20 protein-coding genes are annotated in these 17,655 nt (G+C 55.5%); 4 read left to right on the top strand and 16 right to left on the bottom strand.

Going from position 1 to position 17,655, the window contains the following annotated elements; genetic code table 11:
- Positions 1–1,829 precede the first annotated feature (1,829 nt).
- Both AC1D1M_RS17505 and AC1D1M_RS17500 read left to right on the top strand, forming a co-directional pair.
- The gene (locus tag AC1D1M_RS17505; RefSeq protein ID WP_477776625.1) at positions 1,830–2,762 is read left to right on the top strand and encodes an integrase domain-containing protein; all 933 of its coding nucleotides are present in this window, start codon (positions 1,830–1,832) and stop codon (positions 2,760–2,762) included.
- Positions 2,759–3,079 (top strand): hypothetical protein, encoded by a 321-nt coding sequence (locus AC1D1M_RS17500; RefSeq protein ID WP_477776624.1) that lies wholly within the window; start codon positions 2,759–2,761, stop codon positions 3,077–3,079. Before AC1D1M_RS17505 ends, AC1D1M_RS17500 begins: the two co-directional genes overlap by 4 nt.
- Before the next feature lie 227 nt (positions 3,080–3,306).
- Here the strand turns inward: AC1D1M_RS17500 and trfA are convergent, their stop codons facing one another.
- From trfA to AC1D1M_RS17480, 4 genes are all read right to left on the bottom strand, one after another.
- Complete coding sequence (gene trfA / locus AC1D1M_RS17495; protein WP_477776623.1) at positions 3,307–4,248, bottom strand: plasmid replication initiator TrfA; 942 nt, start codon at positions 4,246–4,248, stop codon at positions 3,307–3,309.
- Positions 4,248–4,466 (bottom strand): helix-turn-helix transcriptional regulator, encoded by a 219-nt coding sequence (locus tag AC1D1M_RS17490; protein ID WP_477776622.1) that lies wholly within the window; start codon positions 4,464–4,466, stop codon positions 4,248–4,250. The genes trfA and AC1D1M_RS17490 overlap by 1 nt, the downstream gene beginning before the upstream one ends.
- Positions 4,467–4,546: 80 nt before the next feature.
- Complete coding sequence (locus AC1D1M_RS17485; RefSeq protein ID WP_477776621.1) at positions 4,547–5,260, bottom strand: hypothetical protein; 714 nt, start codon at positions 5,258–5,260, stop codon at positions 4,547–4,549.
- Positions 5,261–5,282: 22 nt separating this feature from the next.
- Positions 5,283–6,545, bottom strand: coding sequence for a tyrosine-type recombinase/integrase (locus AC1D1M_RS17480; RefSeq protein WP_477776620.1), 1,263 nt, complete (start codon positions 6,543–6,545; stop codon positions 5,283–5,285).
- A 305-nt stretch (positions 6,546–6,850) separates the two neighbouring features.
- Between AC1D1M_RS17480 and AC1D1M_RS17475 the strand changes: the two genes are divergently transcribed.
- Entirely contained in the window at positions 6,851–8,116 is a 1,266-nt protein-coding gene (locus AC1D1M_RS17475) for a tyrosine-type recombinase/integrase (RefSeq protein WP_477776694.1), read from the top strand.
- A gap of 10 nt (positions 8,117–8,126) precedes the next feature.
- Here the strand turns inward: AC1D1M_RS17475 and AC1D1M_RS17470 are convergent, their stop codons facing one another.
- The 9 genes from AC1D1M_RS17470 to AC1D1M_RS17430 all read right to left on the bottom strand — a co-directional run bounded on the left by AC1D1M_RS17470 (position 8,127) and on the right by AC1D1M_RS17430 (position 13,659).
- Positions 8,127–8,318 (bottom strand): helix-turn-helix transcriptional regulator, encoded by a 192-nt coding sequence (locus AC1D1M_RS17470; RefSeq protein WP_477776693.1) that lies wholly within the window; start codon positions 8,316–8,318, stop codon positions 8,127–8,129.
- A 269-nt stretch (positions 8,319–8,587) separates the two neighbouring features.
- The gene (locus tag AC1D1M_RS17465; RefSeq protein ID WP_477776619.1) at positions 8,588–8,851 is read right to left on the bottom strand and encodes a hypothetical protein; all 264 of its coding nucleotides are present in this window, start codon (positions 8,849–8,851) and stop codon (positions 8,588–8,590) included.
- Positions 8,852–8,918: 67 nt separating this feature from the next.
- Complete coding sequence (locus AC1D1M_RS17460) at positions 8,919–9,212, bottom strand: hypothetical protein (RefSeq protein ID WP_477776618.1); 294 nt, start codon at positions 9,210–9,212, stop codon at positions 8,919–8,921.
- Between the two features lie 28 nt (positions 9,213–9,240).
- Entirely contained in the window at positions 9,241–9,537 is a 297-nt protein-coding gene (locus AC1D1M_RS17455; protein ID WP_477776617.1) for a hypothetical protein, read from the bottom strand.
- A 24-nt stretch (positions 9,538–9,561) separates the two neighbouring features.
- The gene (locus AC1D1M_RS17450) at positions 9,562–12,255 is read right to left on the bottom strand and encodes a toprim domain-containing protein (RefSeq protein WP_477776616.1); all 2,694 of its coding nucleotides are present in this window, start codon (positions 12,253–12,255) and stop codon (positions 9,562–9,564) included.
- A gap of 2 nt (positions 12,256–12,257) precedes the next feature.
- Positions 12,258–12,503 (bottom strand): hypothetical protein, encoded by a 246-nt coding sequence (locus tag AC1D1M_RS17445; protein WP_150642028.1) that lies wholly within the window; start codon positions 12,501–12,503, stop codon positions 12,258–12,260.
- 72 nt (positions 12,504–12,575) lie between these two features.
- Entirely contained in the window at positions 12,576–12,941 is a 366-nt protein-coding gene (locus tag AC1D1M_RS17440; protein ID WP_477776615.1) for a hypothetical protein, read from the bottom strand.
- Positions 12,938–13,417, bottom strand: a complete 480-nt coding sequence (locus AC1D1M_RS17435; RefSeq protein WP_477776614.1) for a YmfL family putative regulatory protein — start codon at positions 13,415–13,417, stop codon at positions 12,938–12,940. The genes AC1D1M_RS17440 and AC1D1M_RS17435 overlap by 4 nt, the downstream gene beginning before the upstream one ends.
- Before the next feature lie 29 nt (positions 13,418–13,446).
- Positions 13,447–13,659 carry a DNA-binding protein gene (locus AC1D1M_RS17430; protein WP_477776692.1) on the bottom strand — a complete coding sequence of 71 codons (213 nt, stop codon included), beginning with the start codon at positions 13,657–13,659 and terminating at the stop codon, positions 13,447–13,449.
- A 536-nt stretch (positions 13,660–14,195) separates the two neighbouring features.
- Here AC1D1M_RS17430 and AC1D1M_RS17425 point away from each other — a divergent pair.
- Positions 14,196–14,381: a hypothetical protein gene (locus tag AC1D1M_RS17425; RefSeq protein WP_477776613.1), complete on the top strand. Its 186-nt coding sequence runs from the start codon at positions 14,196–14,198 to the stop codon at positions 14,379–14,381.
- Between the two features lie 52 nt (positions 14,382–14,433).
- Here AC1D1M_RS17425 and AC1D1M_RS17420 read toward each other — a convergent pair whose 3' ends face one another.
- The 3 genes from AC1D1M_RS17420 to AC1D1M_RS17410 form a co-directional block, all read right to left on the bottom strand.
- On the bottom strand, positions 14,434–14,694 hold the full coding sequence (locus AC1D1M_RS17420) for an ogr/Delta-like zinc finger family protein (RefSeq protein WP_477776612.1): 261 nt from the start codon (positions 14,692–14,694) through the stop codon (positions 14,434–14,436).
- Positions 14,695–14,760: 66 nt separating this feature from the next.
- The gene (locus AC1D1M_RS17415) at positions 14,761–15,624 is read right to left on the bottom strand and encodes a phage portal protein (protein WP_477776691.1); all 864 of its coding nucleotides are present in this window, start codon (positions 15,622–15,624) and stop codon (positions 14,761–14,763) included.
- Positions 15,551–17,614, bottom strand: coding sequence for a terminase large subunit domain-containing protein (locus AC1D1M_RS17410; protein WP_477776611.1), 2,064 nt, complete (start codon positions 17,612–17,614; stop codon positions 15,551–15,553). Before AC1D1M_RS17410 ends, AC1D1M_RS17415 begins: the two co-directional genes overlap by 74 nt.
- Positions 17,615–17,655 lie beyond the last annotated feature (41 nt).

Genomic DNA, 17,655 nt, shown 5'->3' with positions numbered 1-17,655 from the left:
CGACTGTATGAAAGTGGTTCACTTCTGTCCGTTGGACGCAGCCGGTAAGTGTTCTCCGGAGAATCTTTATCCAACAGAGCTGCTGAGGCTTCTGTTCGTTACCCGACGCGTGCATCGGCGATGTACTGCAGCGCATCGACCTTGCGCTCAGCCGAACAATCGGCGTGATTCACCAGTGCCTCACAGTAGCCATATCAGCGTTGACCAGGGCCCGCAGCAGGCTTGTGCACAAGAGGACTTCATCGTCGCAATTGTCCTGCAGTTGCTGATACTGCGCTTTCAATTCGGTAATCCGCTACGTGCTTTCTTCCGGCTCCGACGGCTTTTGTTGCCAAACAAAAACAAGACCTCTTGCTTTGGCTTACCATTCCCTGAGTAATGATTTTTTTCGACCGCTCGACTTGATACTCAAAGGTGGCCATGCCTGATCTTTCTGAAGTTATTCTCACTTTTGTACCAGCCCCCGGTGAAAGGGGTTGGTCGACTGCCAACCGTCAGGCAGAACTGTGTACGGTCCTTCAACAGCTGAGAGCCAATAACACTCCAGTGCTACCACGAGTGAGTCAGGGAAACCTCATAGGGGAGTTCTCGATCTGGTTGTCGCAGCTGGTTGAGTCCGTTGTTAGAGCACCTCTGGAGGCATGGATACAAAAGTGTCCTGGCCGCAAAGTGTATCTGACAGCGCCAGGTATCAACGCGCAGGCTGAATCACCAATAGAGATTGAGCAACTGCTAACCAAGGTCATGGCGTTACGCCAGAACGACGTATCCAGTTCAGTCATGGGCCTTGAAGGTCGGTGAATCCTCTCGCCTTGAGTATGTGGATTTGCCCACCGCTCAGCCTCTTCCAGCGTTGAGCGCCTGTTTGTCACAGTCTTCCAGGGCAACCACTTAGTGATCTGACGTGGGCCAACCGGTACTGCATCCAGATGCAATTAACTGAGTTAACACCTAAAACCGTTGCTCTAGACGCTGCCGACGCCATTGGCTATGCTGCCAAGGCACGTAGCGGAATCAGCGATTCCCCTATGCAAGGGTTGCTGAGCCCTCTAAATAAACAGCCTAAAACCTAAGCCCCTGTGGCTTCAAAAGCATTAAAAAAAGCCGTACCCAAACCAGCGTCACCCAACCTATTCGAATCGCGTCACCCAACGAAATGTAGCCGTCTCGAATCGGCGCCAAACCTTGAAAACCCGCAGCCGTTATCGCGGATAAAAAATCTAAACGATCCCTCCACGGCCGAGTTGCGCCTTTTTTCGTGGTGGGTTTCCATCCTCATGTGCCTCCCGGCACCTGGTCTTTCGGCAGACCGGAACGCAATTTCCCAACGCTGCAAAGCAGGCTGAATCTGAAGAGACGCGTGTCGTCACCTCTTCATCTCGTCAGCGGCATGTCATCGCCCGCGCGTCTGTCGGACTCGTCCTGCTTTACACCCGTCTCTGTGCCCGCACAGAGACGGGTGGTGCCAGCCCCCACCCAACCCGCGCCAGACGCGGGCTACAGCCTTTCACGCTATGCGTGAAAGTGCTGGAAAAATCGCAACAACATCTAAAAAACCCGTCCTGACGGCAGTCGCGGATCGAGAGGGAGCCCAGTACCTGTGGGTTTCTCTAGCTGGACCAGCACTCGAAGAATGTCGAATCAAGGTTCTCAGGAAAGTACGGGAAGAAGTGCAGCGCCCGCCCCAAAGCTGCCCCTGCTCACGGTTGCCTCGAACGTATCGAGTGCGAATAAAACTTACCGAATCCCGTGGTCCCGAGCAGACAACCACCCGAGCCACGGCCAACGCGCCACGGCTCGATCCCTTTCTATTCCAGGAGGACCCCGCCATGTCCCGTAACTATGGGTTAGGCAGCCGCAACATGGCCTCGGCGGCCCGTATTGCCCTCGACAGAGCCGCCCTGCGCGGCGAGCTGTCGTTTTCCAGTGTGGCGACCCTGACTGAGCGCTTTGCCCTCTTTGCTGATGCCGCCCGCGCCCAAGGCATCGGCCGACTGGAGCGCATCAGTCCGGAATTGGTGCAGATCTACGGTCAGCAACTCGCGACACAAGTCCAACGCGGGGAGTTATCGCCCGCTTATGCGCAGAACCTGGTGAGTGCGATCAATACGGTCATGCACTTGGTGTGCGACTGGTCGAGTGTCAGTCCGACCAAGACCTGCGGCATTGCCCAGCGCTGTGCGGTGCGCGACACCCCGCCGTTAGGGGTGGATCGAACCGTGCTCGAGCGCGGTCTTGAGCAACTGCGTGGTGATGATCAGCTGCGAGCGGCTGCTGTGGCCGATTTGGCGCGAGAACTGGGTCTGCGCAGCAAAGAAGCAGCGTTGTTGAATGCCCATAAGGCGCTGCAGGACGCTCGTGAGCGCGGCATGGTGACGATTGTCGACGGCACCAAGGGCGGACGACCACGAACGGTTCCCGTGCTCCAGGAGCAGCAGCTGAGTGTCCTGGCGAACGCGGCCACCTTGCAGGGGGAAGGTCGCTCGTTGATTCCCGTCGAGCAGAACTGGAAACAGTTTCGGGAAAACACCCTACGCCAGGGCCGAGGACCTCTGCAGCGAGTCGGCATTACTGGCTATCACGATCTGCGCGCGGCCTATGCCTGTGAGCGCTACCAGCAGCTCACCGGCCATCCTGCGCCGGTGATTGCCGGTGGCATCGTTGACAAGCTCCAGGATCGATTGGCCCGGGAGCAGATCAGCGCGGAACTGGGTCATGGCCGGATTGATGTGGTCGCGGAGTACATAGGAGGTCGGGGATGAAACTACTCGAAGAAGTCGAAAACCTCAGCCGCGGCTATGTGCGCAAGGGCGGCAAGGACAACCGTCGTCAGCAGCGTGCCCGCATGCTCGCTCTGGCCGCGTTTTGCGCTGCAGAAGGGGCCAATTCGCTGGCTCAGGTCGGTGCCGGCCATGTCATCCGCTATTGGCGTGCTACCCGCCACCTCAGTGACGCCACTCGTTACAACCATTGGCGGGCTTTTTGTGTGCTGTGGGTGCTATGCGAAAAAATGGGAGAGCCACCAAAGCCTCATGGGTTAACGTTGAATGTACACCACAACAAATTTTCTCCGCCTTGAAGAGATCTTCTCAGCATCAGAATCAACGATTAATAATTGATTAAGAATGATTAGATAGGTGTTCGCTTTTTCTGAGATGCCCAGCGCATCTGGGTTATGGAGCGCTGAGTCGGCTGAAGGACTACCTGCTATAACGGTAAATCCTACCTGATATAACGGTATCTCTTACCCGTCATGACGTGATGAGATACCTGTTGCGACGGTATTCCTACCCGTTGCGACGGTAGTCATCTAGCATTTGTGCTAGCAAATTTCCCCGATTTTCGCTTGGCTATGTGGCGAGATTGCGCGTTGCTTGGAGTTTTTTCGATCCGCACCAGACCATCCTCAAGATGATAATTGAATGGTTGTCCATGAGCATTGCAAACCTCGCGCAATTTGCTTAGCGCCTTGCTTAGCTGTTGTCGAAATTTCGATTGGTGAGCCGAATTACTGCCCGAGAGCAGGTGAAGAGTTTGGATTCGGACTGGATAGGGAGCGGCATGGCTTGAGTAATATCCGTGTAGCCATTGTGCAAGAAATTTCCCTTTGAGAGATTGCCTCACTTGCCAGTGAATGCGTGTAAATTGGTCGGACTCAAACATTTTGCTGAGGCAAGGGTTTAGGCGGATTATAGATCGTCCATTGTTTTCGTCGCGTATAATTTCATTGATTAAACTTCCTTCATAATAAGTGCGGTATCCAATCTTTACATCAAGAGCGCCGGCACTTAAGCGACTTAGACGACGCTTAAGTACTTTGCGATTCGCTCCTGTGTCAGAGTTTCCTAGAAGCTGAAGCAGTTTGTATGTACTAATACAGCAGTCTTGGCCAAGGGGCTGAGTTCTCGCGATATGTAGAATGGTTTCCCAAACGTCGAGATCTCCCTGATCCAATTGTATTCCGGTATAAATGATCGAGGTGTTTTTCTGAGTGTATATCATTTCTCGCTCCAAATAACGTCGCGTGCCCTTTCCGATGGCGCTAAATAATGCAGAGCGTAGTGCTATGTTTGGCACTTCACGGAACTCTTCAGAGCATGTTGCTCGGGGGGCATTTGTTGGCGCATTTTTTGGGGCTTCAGAGTGTTTTGTAGTTACTGCCTTAGCCCGGGCTTTAACTGAGAGTGCTTCGAGTCGGGCCGCGAGGCTTGAAGCTCGCGGCAGCTCTTCTTCATAGTTGGCGCTCATTATTGCGCTGCGTCGCGTTGGGCGATGCGGTTTACAATCCAAGCCTCAATTTCAGCTACAACGTAGTAGGTAGCGGCTTGCCTGTTGTTTCCGTCCTTGATGGGTTTTGGAAAGCTTTCGTCCTTTTTTCGCAGCTTATCCAGGCCGGATCGGGACAGGTCGAGTTGCGCGCAGAGGTTGGTTTGGCGAATCAGTGCTTTGTTTGTATCCAGATGCATTTGAGCGTCTCCCGAGTGTTGACGCTCGTTACGTTATGCATCTGGATTCGATTCCACACTACTGTCAGGGGGTGTGAAATTCAGTGATCGTATTTACTCAAGGATGGCGCTACGTAGCTGCGGAGGTGTTCCTGCTCGCCTTCGCTGAGGCCATGGCACATGAGGCTGCATTCTGGAAGCTCGACAAAGTCAGGGATTATCCAAAGCTCATCTGAGGAGAACAGCGGCTCTTTAGCGTTTTTGCTGGAAAATTTTGGTGCCAGTTTAACTAGCTGGTGAGCTAGGCTCAGCTGTTGAAGGTATGACTCTGAGTTGTTCTCAGTTGACTCGCTAATAATCGTGTAAGCCGCCCATAAATGAGCAGCGGGCATATAGGCCGACCAAGCGCGCCGTATTGAGCTTTCTGAAGAAGAGATTTTTCCAGCTGTTAAGCTCAGGGCTTCCTTGAAATATTTTCCTCCCAAGTGAATGGCCTTGTTGACGCTGGCGTCTTCGCCGCTGGAATTGAGTTTTACTAGGTTGAGGAAGATTTCGGCGGCGACACATGCTTGTTTTACAATGTGCTCTGTTATATTGGGGGCGCAAACAGCATTGCTTTCGGCCAAGTTTTGGAGAACTTCGGCTGATATGAAATCACATTCTTCTTCCTGCGCTTGTTTGAGCGTGTACTCGGCCATTTGTTTCGCTAGGTATGCGCCTCTTTGGAGGGCATTCTTAGGAAACAGCATGTATGCAGTGATCTCACAGGGCAGAAAGGCAGTTTCATAAGGCGCGTGGAATTCCATGATTGGCATATTATGGTGCTCCATCTTGTGGCTAGCGGATTACGTTCACGAGTTCGTCAAACTCAGCGCGTTGCGCGGGCGTCATGCCATTGGCTAGGCAGTCCAAGTAGTCGGCATACCACTGCATCATTGCTCGACGTTGGGGGAGATAAGCCGCTTGGTTGTAGACACCCGCTACTCCCATCTCTTTATGTGCTAACTGTGTTTCAACATGATCTCTTTCCCAGCCGTGCTCCCGCAGCAGGGTGCTAGCTGTGTGGCGCGTACCATGACCTACAAGGCGATCTTTGTAGCCGATTTTACGTAGAGTCAGATTGATGGTGTTCTCACTGATGACAGGGTTCTTGGAGCCGATGCCAGGGAATAGATAGCGCCCTCGACCTGTTAGCCTTTGGAGCTCTAGGATACCTTTGAGCGCTTGTTGGCTTAAAGGTACGACGTGGTCTCGCCTCGTCTTCATCTTCTTCGCAGGAATGATCCATTCTGCTGCGTCGAAATTAATTTCTGACCACTCGCTCCAACGAACCATGCCAGGTCTAGATGCTGTCCAGAGGCAAAGCCACGTTGCAGTTCGAGCGGGTGTGCGACTAGTGCTATTCCGGAGCGCCTGCAAAAATACGGGCAATTCAGGCTCCAGTAGGTGTGGGTAGTGCTTTGCTTTGGGCGTTTTGGTAGCGATTGTGACCAGCTCTGCTGCAGGATTAACCTCGCACAGCCCACGAGCTATGGCTTGGCTGAAAATCTGGCGTAACGAGACACGAATTTTGTCCCGGGTATTGGTTGCCCCTCTGGCCTCAATTTTTTCCTGTAGTGCAACGCAATCTTTAGGAGATATCTCCCGAATAGGCTTATCGCCAAGAGCGGGCAGGATGTCATTGTCCAGATATCCGCGCATTAGTCGGAGTGTGCTATCAGCAAGTCCATCGTCGACTTTTCGCTGAAACCAATAGGCGACAGACTCCTTGAAGGGGTTGAGAGTAGCTTCTTTAGCTGCCAATTTTTGCGCTGCTTTGTGCTTAACCGGGTCGAGCCCATCAGAGACTAGCTGCTGTGCTGCTAATGCTTTTTCTCGTGCGCGTTTGGCCGTAACGTCGGGGTAGCTCCCCAAGCCGTGCCAACCCCACCTGCCGTCCGGTTTTTTGTAACGTACCTCCCAACGCTTACGTCCGTTGGGTTTCACAACGAAGTACAGCCGGTCTATTCCATATGGCTCTCGATACTCCTTAGCTTCTGGGTCCAGCGAAGCGAGGACGGTATCGGCAAGTGGTCGGCGTTTGATGTCTGCTCTTTTCATGAATTTGTGTATGGCAAAGTTAGGCTTTCAGGAAACCATACAGACAGCCATACACAACATACAAGACTGAGGGGGGATAAATGGAGGCGTTCAGGGACTAAGATTTCGGCGCAAGGGCCGGTATTACGAGGTTCCGCTGCATGCGTAGGCATGTGGGAGTATTAGATTGGAGCGGGTGAAGGGAATCGAACCCTCGTTATCAGCTTGGGAATCTATGGTGGGTGGAGTATCAGGGTGACGCGTAAGGTATGCTTCCATGCGTCCAAGCCAGCAGGAACAAGGCTTTGTGCGACGTGGTCAGTTTCATGCTGTACCACCGCACCCCCCCATATTTCGGCCAAACGGCCCCCAGATACGGCCCCCAAATGCTTACGGATAAACAGATCAGGGCAATGAAGCCTGAAGAGCGGGAATACACGGTTTCAGATGGACGCAGCGCTAGAGGCGAAGGCGTCTTGATGCTGCGGGTTCGCCCGACCGGAACCAAAGAGTTCTATTTCCAGCGTCGACTGGATGGGAAGAAGATCAAAACCAAACTCGGCACTTGGCCAGCGATGAGCCTGGCAGGGGCACGAGATCTTTGCCGAGTGGAGAAAGAGGTGGTGATTGCCGCCGGCACCTTTCAGAACTTGCTGGATGCTTACACGAACAAGCTCGAGGCTGAAGGTGCTGCATCGGCGCCGGATGTGAAGTGGTCACTAAAGCATTACGTGGCTGACCCGTTCCCCAATTTGGCCTCACGTCCTGCTGCCTTGATCGGGCCTGGTGAGATCCGCGACATCCTTGCCAAGATGATCAATGCCGGTGTCACCACGTACTGCAATAGGGTCCGATCACAGCTGCATGCAGCGTTCCAGGTTGGACTTGAGCAAGAGTTCAACCCCCGCAGCTACCAGAAGACAGCGTTGAAGTTCGGCCTGAACAGCAACCCGGTGGCCAGCGTGCCGGTTCAGGCAGACTGGGAGCGCCCTGGTGATAGGGCACTTTCCACCGACGAGTTGGCCAGGCTCTGGCAAATGCTGCCAGAACACCTGACGCTGGTTACATCTGAATTGCTTAAGTTTCTGATTGCCTCAGGAGGACAGCGCCCGGAGCAGCTGCTAGCGAGTGAGCGTCGGCACTACTTCAAAGACCACCTGGTCATTCGGAACAAGAAGGGAAGGGAGGGGGAGCGGTCGCTCCATGCCGTGCCATACAACACGCTGATGCGCCGCAGCTTGAAGGTCATGGACGAGATCTGCGAAACCAGCATCTACCCGTTCGAAGGCAAGGTGGCAGGTAAGGCGCTGCACACGCAGTCGTTATCCCGGGCTGTCACCAAGCTGTATGGCCGACATACCGACAAATTCAATGGCCCGTTTACTCTGCGTGACATACGGCGAACCTGCAAAACCCTGATGGGCGTTGCTGGGTTGAGTAAGGAGGTGCGCGATCGAATTCAGGGGCATGCATTCAGCGATGTCTCGTCTAAGCATTACGATCGCCACGATTACTTCAAGGAGAAACAGGAAGGCTTGCTGCGATGGTCTGTGTGGCTACATAGGCATGTCGTCAACGCCGAGCTGAAATGAGTGAAGCCGCTTACGCGGCTTCGATTGGGTCGGACGATGTCCATTTCTGCGGATCTTGTTGCCAGTTTGCGATCGAGGATTCACGCCAACCGACTCGCCCTGGGGAGATGGCCACCGCCCTTGGAAACTTCCCCTGTTTGATAACGCGCCAGAGGGTAGTTCTGGAAAGGGATGTGACCTCGAGGACATCCCTTTCCCGCATGAAACGATCCAACTTACTCACGCCTTAACCCCTCTTTCGCTTCTGAAACCGCGTGGCTTGACCTTGCACACCATCAAATCGGCCTGAGAGTGGGCTAGCCCAAAACACCTCATTTTTTTTCACCCCAAGAGCCTTTGCTTTGCCATGTACAGCACTCAGGGGCCGATCGAGGCGAGCCGCGACGTCGACGGTGGCGAGATCTGGATAAATGCGTTCAAGCAGTGCGACTTCGTGAGTAGTCCAAAAGCGCCTGGTTGTGGCGTGGCTAGTCATAGGGATGCTCCAAATGTAGTGGGCTTGGCCAGCAGTTTGGCCACAACAGCCGCCTCGGTTGAGGTGAGATCACCGAGCAGCTGGGCCATGGTGGTTAGGGACTCGAGGCGGATCCGCGCGTCGGATGTTTTCCGCACCTGGTAATCGAACAAAGCTGTTCCGACGATCCGGACAGCCATCAGATGGCGCGCCGCTTGTGCGCCTTCAACGGTTGATGTGATAGCCTTCGGATCGCTGCTGCTTTGGTGCTGTGCTTGCATGGTGTTGCCCTCAGTGGTGGTTGATGTCGGGGAGGGCCAACTCCTCGACATCGCTTCTATCAACCGATTAGTTCTGGCGAACCAGGTGAATGACCAGGTCACCAAAACTCGGGTCGTCTTCAGTCAATGACTGCCATTCCAAAACCTTCAGAATCTGCAACCGACTGCAGTCATCCACCAGGATCTCGCGTTGGCCACCTGCTGCTCGAACCTCTAAAATCTGTAGCAGGCCCTCTTCGGCATACGCGCCCGCCTGAATGATCGGGGCCACTTGCCCTGCCTCGACCAACTGTTCTTGGATCTCCTGCAGCTTGCTGGTCTTTCCGTCGCCGGCGTTGCCCATAAACACTTGAACTTGCATCTTCTCTTCCTCTCGAGGGCTGGTGGGCTCAGGCCCGTTTAACCAGGTGAATGACTACGTCCTCAAATGTTCCGATTTCATCTGTAGCCCGCTTCCAGTCACGGAAAGCGTCGATTTGTGCGCTGCTGCAGTCGTCGATCAAGGCTGTTCGAATTCCTCGGTCAATCTGTTGAGCGATCACCCGTAACAAATCGGTGCTGCGGCGGTACGGCGTACCGCAAAGCACTGTTGGAGAAAGCCCTTTCTTTTCCAGCTTTGTTTGAATAGCGCGTAGTTTTGTGGTTTTGCCGGAGGCCACTGGGCCGGTGATGACTTCGATACGCATGGATGTTTCCTCTGTCGGTGGCAATCAGGCAGCCTGGAAAATCCAGCACCGCACGGTTTTCGGTTTGTCGGCGGCATCGGTATCCCATGCCGAGCAGACGTTCCTGTTGGTCTCAACGAACTTGGGGCACTTGCTTGTTTTCAGGTGGCGCTTGAGTTCGGTCAGGTCCGGGACTTTCTGACGTTTCTCTGCGGCTTCTTTGGCGAAGTCGTTGAGGTTCACCGCGATCAGGCCGTCATTGCGGGAATGGTTGAGTCCGTCGGCGGCGCTGTTCAGGTATTCGTACAGCTCCCAGAACTCGACGACGATCGGGTGGTCAGCATTGATCGCCAGTTGCCGATCCTTGGCCATGCTCTGAATCTCGGAGTGAGCCGCCTCCACCTGGTGTTTTTTCAGCGGAACAACGTGCACCAGGGCGTCGACCAGGGCGTGCAGTTGGGCGTGATTTTTGGCGATCCGAACGGTGCGGATCTCGGGTAGGGCCAGCAGCTGCTGTTCGTACTTGGGCCCCTTTTCACGAATGGTTTCCATCACCAGACTTTCCATCATGGTGGACTTGACCAGAAAGCCGCTGACGCGGTCGACTGGCATACGCTCGAGTTTCTCCACCAGCAATTTGGTTTGCGCTGTCTGTCCATCCTTGGTCATGGCGATATGCACCAGGCGCTGCAGAATGGGTTCTGACGCATTCACCGCGTGGTTCTGGCCAATGACCACCGCACCACGGAAGGGAGGCTCGCGGGTGTCGTTGCCGTTGTTCTTCACACCGGTCGAGCGGACGCTTCGGCCGTTGTAGGCAGTTTTCAGTTCGTCCCAGTCGTATTGCTTGGTCTGGCTGCCATCGGTCTTTTCCCGCTCCGACTCGATCAGGACCACCGGCAGATTGCCGACCTGGGCGAAGTTACGTGCTCGAGCAACAGGGGTGCCTTTGGTTGGGTCGAACCCCTCGTAGTCAATACGCCCGCATAGCTTCCACAGGAATTCGATCAGCGTGGACTTGCCGGCACCTGGTTCACCGATGATTTCCATGAAGGGGTAGCTTTTCTGGTGCTGGCGGATCTGTTCGGCGAACAGTGAACCGAACCAGAAGGCGAGCGCGACCAAGCCTTTTGCGCCGAAGCATTCCCAGATGATGTCCAGCCACTCGGTATCGAACTTCTGCAGGTCGGTATTCAGGTTCAGGGTGACCGATTGGCTAAGGGTCTTGATGCTCAGCCGGTCCATGTCGAAGAAGTCTTCTTCGTTCAACTTGAACACCTTGCCGTCGCGCACCGCCACGTCGCCATAGACATACGCCCCGTGCTCACGGGTGTAGCCGGTGAAGTCGATGGTCTGCACGGTCTTCAATGCGTCGGTTTGTTCCTCAATGAAGGCGTCCAGCTGCTGGGTGGTGCCGGTGAACATCCCACCCGGGGCGATGCCGAGCAGGCGCTTCTTGAACTCTGCAGACGAGGCGATCTGCGAGCTGGTGAAAGTGTTCTTGATCGGCGCCGCATCGTGGGCGAACGTGATCCGGAAGTAGTACCAGGACTCGTCGGTCAGCTTGTTCTCTTGGTAGTACAGGGCCTTGGGATTGCAGGTAGCAATGCGTTGCAGCGCGCCGCACTGCTGCATGGCCTTGGCACGCATCTGCTTGTTGTTCAGCTGCTGGTCGTCGTGGTGATCGCTGTCCTCGAGCTCTTGGATCGCCTTGTTGTACTTCTCCAGATCGAGCTTGAACCAATACAGGCGGTTGCCGAACTCCAGGTGGAATTCGCTGCGGCGCTTCCAGTCGAACATCACCAGCGCCTTCTCGGTGGCGCTCTCTGCGATCAGCAGGGCTCCATGATGACGAGCGATGGTGATGTCCTTGTCGTGCTGGGCGTCACGCTTCTCGCCTTCGTCCAGGAACTGCCAGCGCTGGTGTAAATCGTTCCAGTCGACCTTGCGGCCGTCTCGCTGGGGAATCTGCGCGGCTTCACATGTGAAGCCCAATTCACGGGCCATGCGAACCCAGCGCTTCGTGTAAGCGTGTGCACCAGGTTCGTTATCCAGAGCCCATACCAGCTTAGGCAGATTGCCTGGGCGAGCTTCCACAAGCGCCTGTAGGGATTCGGCCGGGAAAGCGTTAGAGGACATTGCCGACACTGCGGCGATGTTGTGGTGCACCAGGGCGATGGCATCGAAGATGCCTTCTACGATCCAGATTTCCTTCGCCTCGAGCACGTCGACGCATGGCGGGCACCACCACACGCCGCGATAGCTATCACCTGGTGCGAAGCGCGCTTTCATCTTGCCGAAGCGGGCCGGCTTATCGATCAGTCGTTCCCAGTAGCCGCCTTTCTCCAGGGCGAATCGCACAGTCGCACTGCCGGCGTTGTGCTGGGCTGAGTAGAACGTTTCCTGTGTGTACCAGCCAGCGATCAAGCCGATGTCGAAGCCGCGGCCGAACTCTAGGTAAGCCCGGGCTGTAGCCGTTGGCGCGCTGTCAGTTGCCGGCGCACGCTTGCTCCAATCTTCGAACAGGTCGTCATAGATCTCTTTGACGTGCATGGTGTGGCCGCACTTCTCCGATCGGCCGCAGATCACTAGCCATGGCTTGTCGTGGCGAGAGTAGAGCTCGCGCTTGTGGCACTGAGGGCATTCGCCACCGCGCATGTACTCGGTACCGGTACGGTGTTTCAGGCCGTAGTCGGATTCAAGGCGCTGCAGAACGTCATGACGCAGATCGTCTCTCATGGTTATTTCACTGCTTTGAGGCTGAGGCCGAGGCTCTGTGTGAGGGCGCCGATCAGGTGTTTTTGAGCGGCCATCACAGGGCTATTGGCGAGAATGGATCCGTGACGTAGGCCGTCAGGAATCAATCGATATTGGTCTGCGTACCAAAGGTCATTGAGGCTGAGACGGTATTGCTCGCGCAGGTTGGCCAAGAGCGCTTGGGCCTGACCTGGTGTCAGTTTTGCGTTGATGTTCATGGCGTTCTCCATCGTCAAACCTCAATTTCGGGCGCAGCTCACCCAAACCCACGGGGGTGGGACAGGCGATTTAGTGGGTGGGTGTTACGGTGCGGCTACGCGGAAACGACCGTTGTCCGGCGCGTTGAGAATGCGTTCATAGATCAGGCTGACCGGAACGGCCCAGGCTTTACCTGTGGCGGGGTCAGTGATGACGGTGTGTGTCGATGTGCTGCTGACGATGTCCAGTCGCTGCCGATCGCGTACCGCTGACATATCGCTGCAGGCCAAGTGGACGACCTTTTCAGCGGTTGTCGTCAGAACGTCAAAATCGGTGATGAGGTACTGCACTGCACGGTCGAACAATTGCTGATCGTCGCCCAGGTGTTCGCATTGGTGTCGCTCCAGGAACAACAACGCGGAGGCTTTGAGTGTGTCCTGGTATTCCTGAACTGCAGGGAGGTTGGTCATTTTGAGTTCACCGACTTCGAGGCATGCAGTTGAATGAGCGCGAGGACTTCGGCGTGCCTGGCAGCCAAATGTAGGGTGTCGGCATGAAGGATCGCTTCAGCCTCAGACTCGTTGATGGTCCCGTCTTTCAATGCCTCGGCAATGAGGTGGTCAACAGTTCCTTTTTTAGCTGCGGCGTGGACACACCGGGCGTACATCTCGACGTTGTCCAGCGTGTCAGGCTCGGCTACGGGAACGAACATGCCGCCGTACAGGGCTGCAATGTACTCAGGCAAATGGGTCGTCCCGGCCTCGAGCTCGATCTGGTGGATCTGGTCGTCTGTCAGCGGGCGGCTGTTGTTGTTTTCATAGGCGTGGTTATCGAACTTMTTCAGCGCCAATCCGATGCGAGCTGCGGCGCATTCGCGTCCGCCGGGATAGGCGCAAATAATTGCACTGACTACCTGTCGCCGAGTTTTTAGAACGGTGCTCTTCATCTTCTGCTACTCCCTGTGGCTCAGTGCCATTACTGTTCGATCACGCCGTCTTTGATGCCTAGCAGAACGGCGGCGCGATGTGCCTCCCCACGGCGACAACGGCTCTGGCCACTCAGCACCGCGTAAACGGTGCTGGGATTCAGATTGTGCTGTACAGCAAAGTCCTTTGCGGATTGACCGCGCTTATCCAAGGTTTCACGTGCTTGTTGTCGGGCTTGCTCGGTGATGCTTGAGTTGGGCATAGTGCAGTTCCGTGCATTTTCATGTGGTGTGAGATGCAGAATGATGCACTTAGATGCATTTGTAAATATAAGAGATGAATAATTTTGCACCTTTCCGAAGAGATAGGCTCCCGACTGCAGGAAGAACGTAAGCGTTGCGCTTTGACGCAGAACGAGATTGCAGAATCGCTTGGAATAGCCAAACGGACCCAAGCCAATTACGAAGCTGGAACGAGTGATGCGACTGCGTCTTACCTGAGCAAAGTCGCGAGCCAGTTCGGTTTTGACATCCCTTACATCCTCAATGGCTTGCGCACAACGTTGGCGGTGGATGCTCTCAGCGACATTGAAGACCTGCTGGTTAAGCAATACAGAAGCATCGCTCCAGGGGACCAAGAAGCGATCCGTCGATTCCTTAAAGCAATGGCCGACGATGCTGCACGACAACGGAATTAACTTGTAACAAAGCGTGTACGACATTCGTCGCCCCCCTGTACTAAAGCCAGATCCAGCCCCGTCAACGTCGGTTCAGCAATGCACTTTATGGAGCAGTAAGCATGTTGGATCGCAAGAAAAACGACCTTGGCAATGTCGGAACCACCGAGTTTGAATGGATAAATCTGACCAAAATAGAACGTCGCCTCATTCGGCTGTACCGCATGCTGAATGAAAAAGAACAAGTTCATCTCCGTCGTATGTCAGAGATCCTGACAACCAATCCGGAAGAGCCGATCGGAAGCTGATAGTCGTTTCACGTAATCGATCGCCGACACCGTTGGGTCGGCGATTTGCGCATCACGCCACTGCCTGCGATCCCAACTGATCAAACAACTCTCGCTGTTTCGCCCTGGGCATGTCCTTCAACCGATCGAACAGCATCCTGTCGAATGTCTGCGCCGACGGGCTAAGCGTGTGTGAAAAAGTGAGATGTGCTACCCATGTGTGTCCGCACTTTGCGTCCAGGCATTGGCAGTAGAGTTTTACGAACATGCTGGACACTTCTTCCCGAGAACTGATTCGGCCTTTGTGTTCACAGCTGGTGCAGTAGATGCGCATATGTCCCTCCCCAGGGTCAGATGAATAGCCACCATATTGCCACGTTTTGTAGTGTTAATCCCTCATCTATACACCATATGTAGTGTTATCAACTGTTTCTGGCATGTCTTTCCAGGCAATTCGCCTGTCCTGCCGTAGGGTGTCGTTCACCTGCTCGAAAAGTTGACAGATCGGCCTAATTTCGTTGCTCGTGTACACCCGATCAATCTTCTCAATGTCGCCAAAGCCGGCGCTGTTTTCCGGGATGATCCCAGCCAGTGCCGGGTTCATTCGCCAGGCGGCGATGACATCGTTGCGGGTGATGTTCTTCACCTTCTCCAGCTCATCTTTGGCCTGGAAGTCGCCAACGGGAATGATCTGGATCGCCTTTTCGGCGCCGCCTGGGATGTTGACGAACATTGATCGAAAGTTGCCCACGCCCTTGCTGGCTGTGATCTGGGCCTTCAGTTCGGCTTCGTCGTCGTCACTCAGGTTCGGGTCATTGGTGTAGAAGATGTAGCCCGCGTGTGCGCCGTTACTGTAGTAGCGCCGGCGGAACAGGGTGGCGGCTTCGTTGAGCAACAGCGCCTGCAGGCCGCCCAGGTAGTCCGGGACGCCATAGATGTTCTGTTCTACGTCGTAGTTGAAGACGTGTTCGATCTCGTCCTGGTCGAACTCCACCTCCTTGCCGTCGGGCAGCAGCTGCAGAAATCCTCCGCCGATCTTCACCCGCATGTTGATGGCTGGCAGGTGCTCCATCTCGATGATCTGGCCGAATGCATTGGGTTTGCGATACAGGTACGTTTCCCCGAACACCATGAAGTCGAGTGCCGCACGGCTCATGGTGGCGGTGGATAGGCCCAGCGATGGGATGAATTCACGCAGCAACAGGTTGCGCTTGAACCCCGGGATCGCGCCGTGGTGAGCGTTTGCCTTGAGCAGCTTGGCCAGGCCTTGGCGCGATACCGGTGGTGTGTAGATGCGCCCGTCGTGACTGACGAACACGCCGAGGTACTGCGCGATATTCTCCGACAGGACCGGCTCGGGTGCACCGAACGAAAACATGCGCGTTGGCCCTGGCGCCGGTGGTTTGGGCTGTTCTGTTTTGCGTCGTTCCATGGGTTCCGGATCCGGTGAGTGAGTAGCGGCTGCGCCGCGACTTGTTGGTGTTAAGGGGTTCATTGGCCAGTGCGTGCATGATCGACCAGGCGACGTCTGCGTGACCGGTGGCGTCAGTGCGTGATGCGCTGTAGGTGACTTGACCGCTGCCAGTGGTGCCGCGCTTGATGGTCAGGAAGGCCTGGGCGATATCGCTCCAGCCGGCGTCCCACTCGATGCGGCTTTGCTGGATGGTGTCCTGTGCCTTAAGCACCAAGGTGTTCTTGGTTTCGAGGCTGTAGTGGATCGCGGTCGTGCGCGGGTAGAAGTCGCGCACCAGGTCGAACACGCCGTAGCCGATGCCCGTGGTGTCAATGCCGATGTGCTGCACGTTGAAGCGCTCGGTGAGCCGTTTGACCTGTTCCGCCTGGTACTTGAACGACTGACCACGCCAGCTGTACTTCTCCAAGATCCGGAATTTGCCGCCAGTCTCCAGCGGCGGGGCGATGACCACGCAGGTTGCGTCGTCGCGGGTGCGGCTGGGGTCGTACCCGATCCAGACCGGGCTGTTGCCAAATGGCCGATCGTCTTCCGGGTCGTAGTCGGTCCACAGCGACAAATCCGAGTAGCAGCGCTCCAGATCTGCCAGCGAAAACGCGCTCTGTGTGCTGTCGATGAATTTGCACATGAACAGCTGTTCAAACTTGTCCTCGTCATACTCCAGCTGCAGCTGCTCGAGGTCGAACAGATCACAGCCGCCGGCCATGGCGTCGAGGATGGTGATGATCTTGCGCCACTGGCCATCGGGGCAAAGCGCACCGGCGGCAATGTGTTGGTCGCTAGGCCATGGCTCTTTCGCCTTCTTGCGCTTGCTGTTGCGGAATCCTTCGCCGGTCCAGAACGGATAGGCCTGGTGTGACACCGCGCTAGGCGTTGAAAAGTAGGTCTTGCGCCACTTTTTGTGAGTCGCCATGGCGCTGGCCACGGTGTTCAGCTTCTCGAAATTCTGAATCCAGAAGTATTCGTCGACGTAGACATGGCCATGGTGGCCCTGCGCGGTGCTGCTGTTGGTGCTGAGGAAACGCAGTTCAGCCCATGGCTTGCCGTCCTTGCTTAGCACGATCGGGTTGCCGGTCAGCTCCAGACCAAACCATTCCTGGGCAAACGAGATGATGTAGCTGCGGAAAATCTCGGACTGAGCGCGGCTGGCTGACAGGAATACCTGGTTGTCACCGGTCAGCACTGCATCCATGAACGCTTCGCCGGCAAAGTAGTACGTCAGACCCACTTGACGACTCTTCAGGATGTTCCGGATCCGCGCCGTCAGTGGGTTCTGTTTGGCGGCAAACAGCTCCTTCTGATAGCCGTACATTTTGCTGATGAACTTGTCGAGGAAGTCTGTCTCGGTCAGATCGCTGACGTCATTCTTGACCTTCTTTTCCCGTTTCTTTCCGCCTTTGCCGTCCCGGTCGCCTCGCTCACGGCGATTGCTGCGCTGATCGTCACGACGATGGCCACCGTCTTCCTGCGGCTCGCTGGGCGCAACTGGAGTCGGTTTCGCGCATTGCTTTGCCAGGCGCTCGCGGATGGTGGTCAGGCGGTCCAGCTCGTCCAGTTCGCCCTTGGTCAGCGTGGCCTGTTTTTCCAGTAGCAGCGTAATCCGCCGGCTGACGGCCGTCAGCGGTTCCTCGTCCGAAAGCATGTCCTCCCAACCGCCCTGACGGATCCAGTAATAGACGATCCGAATGTTGGGCAGGTTGAGTTGCGCCTGAATTTCCTTCGCTTTGCAGCGGCGTAGGAAAAGGCGTTTGGCGGCTTCTTTGACTTCGGTTGAGTAGTACATGGGCCGCAGTCTATGCGGCGAAATCGCTTGAAACGCGGGGT

Source organism: Pseudomonas sp. P1_F7 (assembly GCF_056405655.1).
This window is presented reverse-complemented; position numbering and strand designations above follow the sequence as displayed.